A 13,628-nucleotide genomic window follows, 5' to 3' on the forward strand; every position below is an offset into this window, starting at 1 on the left:
CTGGGAAGGAAAACTCCCCGCCGTTCCACCCCCGCAAGGGAAAACCTCCCTCGCCTCGGTACGGCGACAGGACAGCGTGGTCGCTCGTCGTACGGCCAGATGGAGGACAGGAACTGACCGCTTCTTCTCCTAGCGTCGAACCCGACGCACAGGAGAGGATCCCGCCATGACGAAGCTCAGTCCGCAGGCACTGAACCGCGCCACGCTCCACCGCCAATGGCTCCTCGAGCGCCAGGACGCGACCGCACTCGAGGCGATCGAACATCTCGTCGGCATGCAGGCCCAGTCCCCACTCGCGCCGTACGTCGGTCTCTGGACCCGGTTGAATAGGTTCGAGCCGTCGGACCTGGCGTCCCTGCTGGAGGACCGGACGGCTGTCCGCGGGTCGATGATGCGGGCAACGATCCATCTGATGTCGAGTCGCGACTTCCTCGCCTTCCGCCCACTGATCCAGCCGCGGCTCGAACGCGAGGTCTTCCAGAACATGACGTACGGACGCCACCGCCTCGAGGGCCTGGACATGCCCGCAGTCCTCCAGGCCGGCATCGATCGCATGACGGAGGGCCCGGCGACCGCCGTACAACTTCGAGAACACCTGGCCCCCCTCTGGCCCGATCGCGAACCCGCCGCGCTGGCCCACGCCGTACGCTGCCTGCTCCCCACGATCCAAACCCCACCCAGAGGCATCTGGGGCAAAGGCGGCAACCCCGCCATGTCCACCGCCGACCTCTGGCTGAACACCCCCGTCGACCCCACCCCCGACGTCGACGCCCTGGTCCTCCGCTACCTGGCCGCCTACGGCCCCGCCTCAGTAGCCGACGCCCAGTCCTGGTCCGGCCTGACCCACCTGTCCGAAGTCTTCGACCGCCTGGACCTACACCCCTACACCGACGCCCTCACCAACCGCCCCCTCTACGACCTCCCCCACCTAACCCTCCCCGACGAATCCCTCGAGGTCCCCACCCGCTTCCTCCCCGAATACGACAACCTCCTCCTATCCCACGCAGACCGCTCCCGCTGGCAACCCACCCCCAACACTCCCCCCTTCCAACAACCCCAACCCCAAGGCGCCATCCTCCACAACGGCCACCCCAAAGCCCTCTGGAAACAAACCACCACCAAAACCCAAACCACCATCGAAATAGCCCCCTTCACCCCCCTCCCCTCCGCCACCTGGCACGCAATAGAAGCCGAAGCCCACACCCTCTGCACCTTCACAAGCCCAGGCCTGACCCACACAGTCAGACCCGTAAACCCCTGACATTCCACACCAAGCCACAGAAGTGCCCGCCCCATCGGCTATTGTCCAAATGTCGGCGGAGGTGCGCTAACACCATTGATGCCGATGAGACCGCGGCGCATCCTTGGATCCGACTCCGTGCGCCGCGGCTCTCTATCTCCACGGCCGCCGGCACCCACACGCGCACCGTTCAATCGCACTGGCGATGTGTGCTGCGCGAGCTCGACTTCCTCTACAGTCGGGAAGTCGGCGGAGGTGCACCAACACCGTTGAAGTCGATCAGACCGCGGCGCATCAACGGATCGAGCTCCGTGCGGCGCGGTCTGCTTGTTCCTCCAGGCGCACCGACCCTCCACGTGCGCCCTTCGATCACACCAACGACGCGCACTCGCGAGTTCAACGTCCGGTATGGTCAGGAAGTCGGCGAAGGTGCACCAACACCGTCGATGCCGACGAGACCGCCGCACATCGTTGATCGGACTCCGTGGCGCCGCGGTTTGCTTGTCCTCTCAACGGATGGCCTCCTCACCGCTGCGCGACCACGCCAGCCAGAAGGGCGAGCCGGTGGTCCAAAGGTTTGCGCAACGATGGCTTGTCAAGGACCCGATCGGTCAGCCCCATGCACGTGGAGGGATCCCGCCAGTTTGCTCGAGCATGCGAACTCGGTCCGTGAGGGAAGGCATGCTTGACATCACCTGACTTCGACGACTCTCGTCTCGGCCGAGCATCTGCTGATGCTGCATCTGCCAGCCGTACAGAACCTGCACGAGCGTGCTGCCGTAGCCCAACCGCGCCGCCTTTTGATCGGCCTGCCTGACCTGCCATCGATTGAGCCAGGCAAGCAGAGGAGGCGCGATGAACGGCGTCACGAACAAGAAGGGCCAAATATATCCGTGTCCCAATGCGAAGACGGCAAGGATCAATCCGATGTATGCCATCGCCAAGAATCCACCGATGATGCACCCAAGCGCCGGGACTCGCCTCATCAACCTGGCGATGGCCCGTACGGCGACCAGACCACAACGGGCCGGAATTGAGTACCAGAAGTTAAGCATGCTCAGCCACGAGCGACCCCCCAGATGATGCCCGAGCTCGTGTGCCAGAACTGCCTCAAGATGTGATGGAGGCAGTGTGTACAGCGCCCACCTTGTTACCGCCACTACGTAGCCTGGCGTGGGAGTCGCGTTGACGTCGTCGGATTCTTGAATCCACAGCGAGAATCTCGCGTGCCGAACCTCCGCGCGCCGGAGGAGCTGGTGCCAGATGGGTCCGAGGCGCTCCTGCTCGATCAGAGTCGGCTGGCGCAATCGGAAGAGATACCTGGCGAAGAGAGGCTCAGCCGGAGCGACGAAGATCACCGCACCAGACAGGATCCAGACGACGACAACGATCCAGCCCCAGCCAAAGCCAATCGCACCTGCAACCCAAACAACCAGAACTAGGCTCCAGAAGAACCATGGAATCCCGGTCAGCAATGACGTCCACGCCGAGGGTTCGGGTAGGTACGCCGCCCCCCGCGATTCTGGCCCGGCTCCATTGCCGCTGGTTGGCGGTAACTCGCGGGGCGGCTGACCGCCATGAAGACCGAAATTCGGAGGTGGTGGGGTCCCCGGATCGGAACCACCGGCCCAGTCACCGTGTTCGTCGTTCGGCTCGCTGGGGCCGGTCATTGGTAGCGCTCCTTTTGCAAAGTGGGCGGTTTGGTCCAGTCCATTATTAGTACAGAGAGACGTGGACGTGGTCGAAGTGGCCGCCGGTGGCGTCTGTGGGGTCGTAGACGCCGCCGCCGTTGTAGGGGATCCAGGTGCCGCGGCGGGCTGACCAGATCTTGCCGTACCAGATGACGTAGTGCACGCCGGTCTGGCCGGCTGTCTTGATGGCCCAGTTGGCGATCTGGTCGCCGCGGGCTCTGGCGGGCGCCGACGTTCGGGCATCTGTTCCGACCATGACGTCGCAGGCCTTCCCGCGGGGGTGATCGCTGGTCGGATTCCACGCATGCGCGTCCCAGCAGCTCATGCTGAGAGTGCCGAGATTCTGACGGGCCAGGGCGACCCAGGCCGCCGTACGCGGGGTGACCAGACCACCAGTGCCGGTCGGGTCAGTGACCGATTGCTGCTGCTCCGGCCAGACTCCGTTGACCGGTTGACCGCTGATCAGGCCGCCGGTCTGGTCACAGTTGCCGTCGTCCTGCTGAACGCCTTCATTGGCGGAGTCCGGAGGAGGCGCGCCGGCCCGGCCGGCGTACGGGTTTCCGGTGCGGGTCAGATCGATGCCCGCCTGCGACGCGATCTCCCGTGCTTCCTGCTCGCGCTGCGCGTACCGCTCAGGGAATTTAGATGCCTGGACGGTCTGCGCCGCATCCCCGAGCGCCATGGACGGCCACCCGTTGATGTCGACCAATCCTGGCGGATCCGGCGGTTCGGCGCCGCCGAAGAACGCCTCCGTCGCGTAGTGCGGGTCCATGATCTGCGCGATTCTGCCCCACCCGGCAGCAGGCCGCTGCTGGAAAAGACCAACGGAGTCGGCGTCACCGAACGCGATGTTCTGTAGATCCGACTCGACGAGCGCTGTCATCAACGCAATCAGCGTCGCCTTGCCGGGCAAGCCGCGTTGTACCGCGACCTGATCAATGAGCTTGGCGAAAGCAACCTGCTGGGCACGCAGCGGAGCGTTTGAACTCGGGTTGTCGGCCTGACCTGGAATCCCCGGCAGACAGGCCGCCTGCGGTTGCGACGTACCACCGAACGGAGCAAGCATCAACAGACTCGCGACGCCGACAACCGCGAGTACAGCGGCGCCCTTGATGAACACCCCGCGGCTCGCGACCGCCATGAACCCGCGGCCGAGGTCACGCTCGTCGAACATCGCAGACCCCCACTGTCATGGCCCGGTACCGCCCGACACGTCGCTGATGACCCATTGGTCGTTCTGATTCACCAGCGAGATCAGTAGCGGTACGTCGAAGCGCTGAGGGTGCTTACCGGTGACGTCGATCGTGACCTTCACAAACCGGGTGATCCGATTCGGGGTGTCGACCGGTGCGTCTGCGTTGGCCGGAGGAGCGGTCACCGGTGCCGCGAGCACTGTCGATTTCCCGCCGTCGTTCTTGAGTGCGTCGTACGTCGGATCCCCCGCCGAGGTGAAGCTGGCTGCGACCTCGTCGGTCATGTACTTGGCGCTCCTCCCCACCAACGCGGCGTAGCTCTCCGCGCTCGGATCGCGGGTGTAGAACAACCTGGCCCAGGCACCGACCACGTCGGTAGCCAGCGCTGTTGCCTCCGACGACGGACCTTGTGTCACCGGAGGTGGGGTGGTCAACTGCGCAGTGGTCGTGGACGAGGTCGGCTGACCTGCCGGCGGATTCGATGGCGCCGTCGGAAGGACCACCGAACGCCCAGGGGTCAGCAAACTGATGGGCGAACCGTCGCCGCCTCCCTTGCCACCGAACAGGCGCGGCAGCCCGCCACCGAGACCGAGGATGACGACGGCCAGCACCACGACCAGTACGACGATGACCACGGGACTAACCGGCTCAGCCTGCCGCTGACTACGCAACCAGGCCATCCGCTGCAAGTGATCGTCACGCCGCCACGTCTTCTTGGCCCGACGCCGCTCACGCCCACTCAGCTCGTCAATCTCCTCCGGATAGTCATAATCCGAACTCATCAACGAACGCCAACCATCAGGCGTGTCGGGGTGGGTCCGGCCTGACTCGTCGCGGTCCGTCTCGGAGGAGCTAGGTTGTTGGGCGCGATGACGTGACCGGCGCGCACCTTCGCGGCGGTCGTCTGGTGAGCGTGGTTTCCTGGCCATCGGACATCACCTGCGCGTCGGCACGTGCACCGTCACGCCGTCCTTGGTGACCGCGGAATACTCGCGGAACCTGCGCTGGGACGAAGCCGGCGACTTGCGCCGGGTCCGCTGGCCCTTCGGCGGCCCCTCCCGCAGGCTTGCCGATTGCGTGTGAATCCGCGGCTCGTACCTGACCTCGTTGGTAGGCGTAGGGATCGGACGCCGCGAGTGCCGAGCCTTCTGAGCCTCGGCCGATGCACCACGCGAACCCGTCGCCGCAGCAGAACCTCCGGTGGAGGCAACGCCGGCGGCCGACACCGAGATGGTCCGCCGTCCCTCGCCCTGGGACTGTGTGCGCGCTCTCGCGAGATTCAGTGCGGACGTGCTACGAGCTGGCGCACCATTCGTGCCCAACCTGCCTCCGCCACCGACACCACCAGCACCCGCCGCCGCTTGGCCGCCAGGCCCCGTGCCACCGGAAGGCGCCGAGGTCGTATCCGTCCGGCGTCGCTCGGCACCAGTCGTCAATTCGTACGGCGAACTCGCCGAGGACCCGCGTGACAACGAACCAGCTACGGGAGCCTGACGATAAACCCGCGTAGATGAAACCCGCTGCGGACTCGGGTCCGATTGCCGAATGCGATCCCTGCTCCGGTCAGCAGGTGCCGGTGTGGCTCCACGACTGCTCAAGGCACCCATGAGCCTTCGAACGGCCCCCATGGCACCACGCCGAGCGAGCCCACCAAGCATGATGCTGCCTGCACCTGGACGCATCATCGTCGTCAGACTGTCCAACAACCGCCGAAGCCTGAAGCCGACGATCAGGACCGCGATTGCCAGACCGGTTACCGGCAGCCAACCAAGCGTCCCAGTCAATGTGAAGACCGCTGTGACCAGAGTGAGTGCTGTACCGAAGACCAACATTGCCAGGAATGACTGAAGCACCAGACCGACCAGGGCTTCGAACCAATTGAGACCCCACTGGCGGGGGCGTCCGGGAATTATCCACAGGCAGGCAAAGAACACGCCTACAACCAGGAGCAGTAACGCGCCGATAAACGCCATCAACGCGGTGAACGCCAAACCTATGTTCAAGAAGCCGAACAACGTCGCCGCGATCGCAGCGAGCATGACCACAGCGGTCCGCCCGAACGGGTTGTCGCCCTTGACCCACTTGGCCGTTGGAGAGTCCTCGCCACCTTCGGCGGGAATGACAACCTTATTCACATAGTCCGATCGATCTTTCGGATTGACGCCAACGTCGAGCATTCCTTTTCCGTATCGCTCGCAAGCTGCGATGGAACCGAATTCCGCAATACACCAAGGAGTTACAGCGAACCCTCGCCAACTTGCATCTGCCGATTTTCGCAGCAATGTGTCCCGTGGGGTACCTGTGAAACCAGGCTCCGGCCAAGGCAGCGGGCTCTGCATTGTCGGCCCCAAAGCCTCTGACGAGGCTGTCATAACTGCACCGGCGCCCAGTTGCCTCGCGCCATCAACTCCACGGAGCCAGGTGGCAGGCGCGAGGGCGAAGCTGATACTCAGAACGCCTGCTACGAAGACCCACACCAATTGCCCCAACGCAGATCCAGTCGCGCGTCGCTGTGTGTACGCCGCCACTGCTCCGAAGGCCAACGCCGAAGGAAGCAGCCAACCAACCAACTGAGTTCCGGTCGCGCCGATCGTGGCGGAGGTGGCATCCGTCAAGGGTTTCACGTCAGTGAAGGAGAAGAGCCACCAACCCACGGAGATCGCCGCTCGCGTTATCGCGACGATGTACATCATCACGAGGTAGGCATAGCCGTTGAAGATCATGTTGAACGTGTCCGACAGACCGGTGTCGAAGTCCAACCCATAGGCCATCGGGCTGTACTGCTCGAAGAGGGTTCGGGTGTCGCCGTGGGTCAGGTCGGGGGTTGGGAGTAGGTCCGCGAAACCGGTGGGGTTTGTTGGGCCTTGGTTTGGGTCGGCGGCTAGGGCTAGTTGGGCTGTGATTATGAAGGAGACGCAGACGACGGTCGCCAGTGTTCGGAGGCGTTTGGCCCACCTCATGCGACGTGTTCCTTGTTGGTGGGGGGTTTTTCGCTGGTGGCGGGTTGGTACATCGCCTCGTTGTAGGCGGCTTCGTCTGCTTCTTGGTCGTAGACCTCGTCGGGGCCTATGGGGGATTCGTAGCGGGGTGGGTGGTGGTGGTCTTGGCCGTTGGTAGTGGCGTGACCGTTTTGGGGTGTGGGCTCGGGGGGAGCTGTCGGCGGGGAGGCGGCTGGGGCCGGGGTGGGGCTTGCGTGGGCCGCGGGGGTGGGGACGCCGTTGGTGGGGGGTGGGGTGATGGCGTCCTGAAGGGCGGGGGCCGGGGCGGGGGGCTCGGCTGTGTGGGCCTCGGCTTGGGCTGTGGCTGTGGCGGCTGGTTCTAGGGAGTCTTCGTAGTCTTCGGCGAAGGGGTCTTCGGGGGGTTGGGGTTCCAGGACCGGTTGGGCGGGCTGGTTGGCGTGTTCGGATTCGGGGGTGGTGCGGAGGAGGGCGGCGACCTGCTGGCTGGGGATGTCGATCTGGACGGTGGCTACCTCGTCCCAGCGGTCGCGCATGATGCAGTGGCCGTGGCGGATGGACTTGCCGTTGGCGGCGGTGTTGATGCCGCGAACCAAGGTTTGGTACGGCGGGGTCTGCGGCCGGCCGAGGAGTTCGAGGAGTGAGTCGACCTGCTCACGGGAACGCAGGCTGAACGCGAAGAGGGTGGTGATCTGCTCGACCAGACCAGGCAGCTTCAGGATGCTGGCCGGGTCCTGGGTGTCGAGGACAAGGGATGCGCCGAGGGCGCGGCCGACACGGGCGATGTAGTCCAGGAAGGACGCACCGTCGGGGGTCTTGGTCAGCAAATGGACCTCGGGCACGATGACGACCTTCGAGCGACCACGGAACTCGCGGCGGCCGGTCGTACGGACCATCCAGGCGAGGCAGCCGCGGAGGCAGGCCATGCCGACACGTTCGATCGGTGACCAGGACTCTGGTGCCGATTCGGGTGAGGGCAGGGTCAAGCCGGGCATCTGCACGACCCATAGGCCTGGGTTGGTGGTCAGCGACGACAGGCCTGACGGTGGTCCGGCCACGACCGAACCAAGGCCCGTCTCGACCAGGTCGCGCAAAGCGAAGCCGACAGTACGCACGGTCTCCGACTCGGAAGCGCAGAGCCGCTGGATCACGCCCCACGACGACGGGTCGGGTGACTGGATCTCGGCACGCGTCGCGGCCACCACTGGAGCTTCAGCGGCACCACGCAGGTGTGGAGGCAGCAAAAGCATCAACTGCGACGGCGCCTGCAGCAGCGCATCGTCAACAGGCAAAACCCGGAGCAGATCGGCCGCACCGGAGAACTGGGCGGTGATCTCGATAACAGCAGTCGGTACGCCGTACTCCGCCGCGACTGCGGACACACCGGCCGCGTCACCCTTCAGGTCGAGCAGCGGCACCCACGCACCGGCGAAGGCGGAGTCAAGACCACCCAGCATCGCCGCTGTGGTCTTTCCACGACCGGACCTGCCCAAGAACAGCGTCGTTGTCGCGTCACCGAGCGCAGAACCCGCAGCGGCATCAAATCGCACCAGACCGGGCGTAGAGCCGGTCAGATAGCCAATTGCTGGGCCGGTAGCGTCGCCGATAGACGCACCGCCCCAGAACCACGACCCGAAGAACGCGGTCGACTCACGGACGTGTCCGAGGTCAGGCACGCGCAACTGGTCACCTGGCAGGGACTCCAGCCAGAGATCACGCTGCTCGTCCGCACCCGGCGCCACGGTGATGCCGCGGTCGGCGTAGTGCGCGATGACGGCGTCGACGTACGCGTCGAGGTCCTCGCGGGTGTCCGCGCTGACCAGTAGGCGCGGGTGGTCCTCGACCAGCGTCAGGCCGCTGCGGTTGATGTCGCGCTTGACCTCACGCATGATCCGCTCGGTCTCGACGATCTCGTCCGCGGTCTCCTCGGCCGTGCCCTTGGCGGCGGACCGGCGCTGCTCCTTGGCGCTCTTGCGGGTCTCGTCGACCAGGTGCCGCGCCGTCTTCTTTGTCAGCACCCGGAATCGGACGGACGCCTCGACGGTGACGTCGATCTCGTCACCCTCGTCGTCGATCGCCTTGATCTCGGACAGCGTACGCAGCCACTCCCCCGGCCCTGGCGTCTCGAGCTCTTCAGGGAAGTCGGTCATCGCCAGAACGGTCGTGTACGCCGCAATCTGGCCACGCGTGTCGTAGATCCGCAGATGGTCGGTGTAGGGCACCACTCGGCCGGACGTCAGCCGGGCCAGCGACGCACCGGTGATCAGACCGCGACGAGGCGCGGCAACGGCGCCACGGTGCATCTCTCGGCTGATCAGCCAGGAGATCACCTCGGCCGGCGCGGTGTGGGCGCGCCACACGGTCGAGCCGAGCTGGCGACCCAGTTTGCGGACGCGCTCGTCCAGGTGGGCGAGCTCGCGGGCGCTGACGCGCCAGGACGTCGTACCGAGGGCGTCGCTGATCGAACCGCGGACCTGCGCGGTCGCCCGCGGGTCGCGGTCGCTGAGGTGGACGCCGAGAGCGACGTACCGCTCGGGCATGCGCATCTCGTCGATCCGGTCGGCCCTGGTCTGGGCCCACGCCTCGTGGTCGCCGAGGCGGTAGTGACCGGCGATGGAGTCGATGTAGTCCGCGCCGGTCGAGCGGCCCCAGACCACCTTCAGGTGGCTCAGGCGGTCGCCGAGGATAGTGGCGGCGGCGCTCACCGCGGCGTCGAGGGCGGCGTCCTGCTCGGCCTCGGTGGCCAGGTCGGTGTTCGCCACGGAGATCAGGAACCACGCCTCAGCGCTTCGCTCGGTGACCAACAGGCCGTCGGCGATGGCGACCAGACGTGGCGGCGGGAGGCCGCGTTCACGACCGACGCCGACCAGGTTCAGGAGTTTGTCAGCGATCTTCATCGTTGCCCCTTCCGCTCCGAACCAACGAGTCGCTCCGACCCAACGGGTCGCTCCGGACCGGCGAGCTCGGAACCGGTGAGTCGGTCCGAACCAACGAGTCGGTCCGAGCCGGCGAGCTCAGGTCGGGCGAGTGTCTCCGTCCGCGCACGTCCGGACGAGTTCCTGCGGCTGACCTTCTGCACGTGGTCCGCCCCGAGCAGGCGGGCGCGCTGGTTCACGGTGATGTCCGCACCGGCGCGGACCATCGGATCCAGCTCGACCACGGCCTCGCGCTCCCACTCCGGTGTCACCCTGGCCTTGGCCAGGTCGGCGACCTTCCGGGTCGCGACGCGGTCACGCCACGGCAGGTACTCGGTCTTGTCGGCCGCGCGAGCACCCAGGCCGATGATCGGGCGGTGGGCACGCAGCGCGTAGCGGACGGCCAGCGCCCACTCGGTCACCCGGCGGCGACGGTCGTGGAACTTGCCCGGCCGCCAGCCGAAGGCGGTGATGACGAACGGCGGAACGACGTACAGGCTGACGGTGGGTTTCTGCGGAATCCCGATGAACGGGTACAGCAATGCCACCCAGAGCACGATGATCACCGCGCCGAAGATGATCATCCGGCGACGGGCGCCTTCTCCGAGGTCGATCCCGAGCAGGTCGTACTGCCGGGTCTCGATCTCGAAGTGGTGGGTCAGGGTACGGCCGACGCGCATCAATTACCTCCGGACAGCAATCCCCAGAAGCCCTTGAGCACATTGATGGTCTGGTTGTTGGCGTAGATCAGCCCACCGACCAGTACTCCGGCCGCGATGTGGCCGAACAGCTCGCCCCACTCGCGCTTGAAGTAGTGCCCGATCGCGCGCAGCACGAGGATGGCGATGAAGATGTTCCCCGCGATGACCAGGACCCAGTCCTTGAAATCCGCACCCGTGGGGACGTTGGCGTCGGCCAGGGGCGCGGCGAGCTGAACCACGCTCGCAGCCAGTTCGTGCATCATTGCGGTGTCTCCCTCGTTGCCTCGGTCATCCGATGGCTCGTCGCTGGTGTCATCCGACGGCTGCCACTTGCCATCGTTGTGCTCCGTCCGTGGCGACAGTACGCCTCAGCGTGAGCGTGTACGTCTGGTCGAGGGTGGTGTCTCCCGCCCCGTCCCAGGTGACGGCCGCGGTCGCCCGCCGCTCGTCGTCGTTGCCGGTGAAGACCTGCCAGTCCTTCAGCTCGCCGAACTTCACCGCACCGTTCAAACTGCGGATGGTGGAGCCCGGCGCGGTCACCGCCGACACCTTGTTGTCGGACTCGGCATAGGCACTGAAGAACGCCTCCGCGTCCTTCTGCGTCGCCGCCGTTACATCATCATCCGGAGCACCGGCCTGCGGCATGTTGTCCGGGAGCGGCGCCCGCTCGTCCGGTACGAACGTCGGCGGCCCGCTGGCCACCACCCGCGCCGCGGTCCGCGCGACCGGCACGGACAGGCGCTGCCAGGTGAACGGGCCGGCGGCCCAGCTCGAGCCCTTCTTCGTGAAGGACTGAACCTGCACCCGTACGTCGACCACGGCGGTGATGCCGTTCGAATCCGGCTTAACCTCACCTGGATACGCAATGGAGGCTGTCTGCTTGCCGCGACCGTTCCAGCCGGCGCGGCTGTCCAGTCCAGCGGCCAGATCGAGGCCGACCTGCGCCGGCCGCGCATCCGGATTGCCCTCGTCCCACGTGAGGTAAGAGACGGCATACCGCGTCGCGATGGCGCGGGCGTCATCGGCCGGGAAACTGCTCTGCCCGCCGACCACCGTCTCCGGGGCGCGGTTCGGAGAGATCCACGACCGGACACCGGAGATCGCGGCGAACAAGAGCACAACGACGACCAGGCCGCGGAAGAACCGCCGGGCCCAGGTCGAGAACGACGACTCCGGCTCCGTCGACCACGGAGCCTGGCCGGGCTCGAGCACCTCGCGGGTCGGAACCGGCGCCGCGTGCGCGCCGTGCGGCGACCGTTGTTTCAAACGCTCGGGTGGGCGATGGCCGGGCTGGGAGTCCTGCGGCGGATGCGCGGAAGGACGGCGCGGCGGTGCCATCACGCCACCGGTCGGCGGTGGCGGACTCTGCGGTGCCGAATACTGCGCCGCTACACCCTGTGCCTGCCGAGGGGTGGGTGACACCGGTCCATCGGGGTGGGCCCACCACTCCGGTGCGGTGTTCTGAGGGCGCTTACCCGCCTTTTTCGTACGCCGCTGGTCCGACCAATGCTCACCTTGTGGCGGCAGATTCAGCAACGTTCGCCACCAACTCATCGCTACCCGCCCCTCAGACAGCAGTTATGCGGACAGTAGCCGGGAGGATACGGCAAGCAACTGTCCACCGGGAGACCTGAGACCAGGATCCGGATGCTCCATCGCTCCCCGCAGCCATACTGTTACCCCACTTGCGGGCAGTGTCACCCTCATCGGGCAAGCGTGACACCTTCGGTACCGTCGTCATAGCTCCTCTCCCATGCCCGCTCGGGTCGATCGGGCAGCGCAAACCCTGCCACACGCGGCGGACAGATTCGAAAATCCGTGCGAACACCAGGGTAAAAGAACGCATCAACTGATCACGCATAGTAACCGATCCGCGGACCTGCCTGTGGAAAACTCTCGCGTGGCGAGGGGGTCAAATTGCCCTGTGGACAACCGCTTGCCACCGCCTTCCGCGGGCATAAGGTTCAAGTAACCCCTGCTACCCCTTTGGAGACCAGGATGGAAACTCGCCGACTGGGCAGACTCGGTCACGAGAGTTCGGTGCTCATCTTCGGTGCCGCGGCGCTGGGCGCCGTCGACCAGGATCGGGCCGACGCCGCGATCCAGGAAGCGCTGGACGCCGGCATCAACCACTTCGACGTCGCCGCCGACTACGGCGACGCCGAGCTCCGCCTCGGCCCGCGGATGGCCGACATGCGCGACCGCATCTTCCTCGCCACCAAGACCGGCCGCCGCACGTACGACGAGGCCTGGGGCGAGATCAACCGATCGCTCGAGCGCCTGCAGACCGATTACGTCGACCTGATTCAGATGCACGCGGTCTGCGATCTGGAGAATCTCGATCTCGTCACCGGCAAGGGTGGTTCGCTGGAGGCGGCCATCCGGGCCAAGGAGGAAGGGCTCGTCCGGGCGATCGGGATCACCGGGCACACCGCGCAGGCGCCGTCCGTGCACACCGAGGGGCTGCGCCGCTTCGACTTCGACAGCGTGCTCACTCCGCTGAACTACCGCCTCTCGACCGACCCGCAGTACGCCGCCGACTACGCCGCCCTGGTGGAGGCCGTCAAGGCGTCCGACGCTGCCCTGATGACGATCAAGATGATCGCCCGGCGAGGGTGGAAGGACGGCGAGGAGAAGTCGTACGACACCTGGTACCGGCCGTTCGACGAGCAGCGCTACATCACCGCCGCGACCGCCTGGCTGCTGAACGGGCATCCCGAGATCACCGGCCTCGCAACCGCCGGCGAGACCCGGCTGCTGCGGCAGATGATCGTCGCTGAGCGCGAGCGCGCCGATCTGACCCCGGAGGCGGCCGCCTCGATCCTCCAGGAGGTGGGTGACTACGAGTCACCCTTCGTGGACATGCCGATCTGAGGCGTGGCTCAGGTCACACTCCCGGCTCCGCATTCCGGTCAGTCGTGCGGGGTACGA

10 protein-coding genes are annotated in these 13,628 nt (G+C 66.1%); 2 read left to right on the plus strand and 8 right to left on the minus strand.

Annotated features, from left to right (window positions below; translation table 11 throughout):
• Positions 1 to 166: 166 nt before the first annotated feature.
• Positions 167 to 1,261, plus strand: a complete 1,095-nt coding sequence (locus tag ACWF4Z_RS09920) for a winged helix DNA-binding domain-containing protein (protein WP_452242592.1) — start codon at positions 167 to 169, stop codon at positions 1,259 to 1,261.
• 590 nt (positions 1,262 to 1,851) lie between these two features.
• On the opposite strand, the gene ACWF4Z_RS09925 is transcribed toward ACWF4Z_RS09920, so the two are convergent.
• The 8 genes from ACWF4Z_RS09925 to ACWF4Z_RS09960 form a co-directional block, all read right to left on the minus strand.
• Complete coding sequence (locus ACWF4Z_RS09925) at positions 1,852 to 2,910, minus strand: M48 family metalloprotease (protein WP_452242593.1); 1,059 nt, start codon at positions 2,908 to 2,910, stop codon at positions 1,852 to 1,854.
• A gap of 46 nt (positions 2,911 to 2,956) precedes the next feature.
• Positions 2,957 to 4,105 (minus strand): hypothetical protein, encoded by a 1,149-nt coding sequence (locus ACWF4Z_RS09930; protein WP_452242594.1) that lies wholly within the window; start codon positions 4,103 to 4,105, stop codon positions 2,957 to 2,959.
• Between the two features lie 15 nt (positions 4,106 to 4,120).
• Positions 4,121 to 4,906 (minus strand): hypothetical protein, encoded by a 786-nt coding sequence (locus ACWF4Z_RS09935; RefSeq protein ID WP_452242595.1) that lies wholly within the window; start codon positions 4,904 to 4,906, stop codon positions 4,121 to 4,123.
• Between the two features lie 153 nt (positions 4,907 to 5,059).
• On the minus strand, positions 5,060 to 6,895 hold the full coding sequence (locus ACWF4Z_RS09940) for a hypothetical protein (protein WP_452242596.1): 1,836 nt from the start codon (positions 6,893 to 6,895) through the stop codon (positions 5,060 to 5,062).
• A 185-nt stretch (positions 6,896 to 7,080) separates the two neighbouring features.
• Positions 7,081 to 9,978: an ATP-binding protein gene (locus ACWF4Z_RS09945; RefSeq protein WP_452242597.1), complete on the minus strand. Its 2,898-nt coding sequence runs from the start codon at positions 9,976 to 9,978 to the stop codon at positions 7,081 to 7,083.
• Positions 9,975 to 10,676: a hypothetical protein gene (locus tag ACWF4Z_RS09950; protein ID WP_452242598.1), complete on the minus strand. Its 702-nt coding sequence runs from the start codon at positions 10,674 to 10,676 to the stop codon at positions 9,975 to 9,977. The genes ACWF4Z_RS09945 and ACWF4Z_RS09950 overlap by 4 nt, the downstream gene beginning before the upstream one ends.
• The gene (locus tag ACWF4Z_RS09955) at positions 10,676 to 10,960 is read right to left on the minus strand and encodes a hypothetical protein (protein ID WP_452242599.1); all 285 of its coding nucleotides are present in this window, start codon (positions 10,958 to 10,960) and stop codon (positions 10,676 to 10,678) included. The genes ACWF4Z_RS09950 and ACWF4Z_RS09955 overlap by 1 nt, the downstream gene beginning before the upstream one ends.
• 49 nt (positions 10,961 to 11,009) lie before the next feature.
• A complete protein-coding gene (locus tag ACWF4Z_RS09960; protein WP_452242600.1) occupies positions 11,010 to 12,035 on the minus strand; it encodes a conjugal transfer protein in 1,026 nt (341 codons plus the stop codon).
• Positions 12,036 to 12,695: 660 nt separating this feature from the next.
• On the opposite strand from ACWF4Z_RS09960, the gene ACWF4Z_RS09965 reads away from it, so the two are divergent.
• Positions 12,696 to 13,571, plus strand: a complete 876-nt coding sequence (locus ACWF4Z_RS09965) for an aldo/keto reductase (RefSeq protein ID WP_452242601.1) — start codon at positions 12,696 to 12,698, stop codon at positions 13,569 to 13,571.
• Positions 13,572 to 13,628 lie beyond the last annotated feature (57 nt).

It is taken from the genome of Kribbella sp. NPDC055071 (assembly GCF_053608045.1).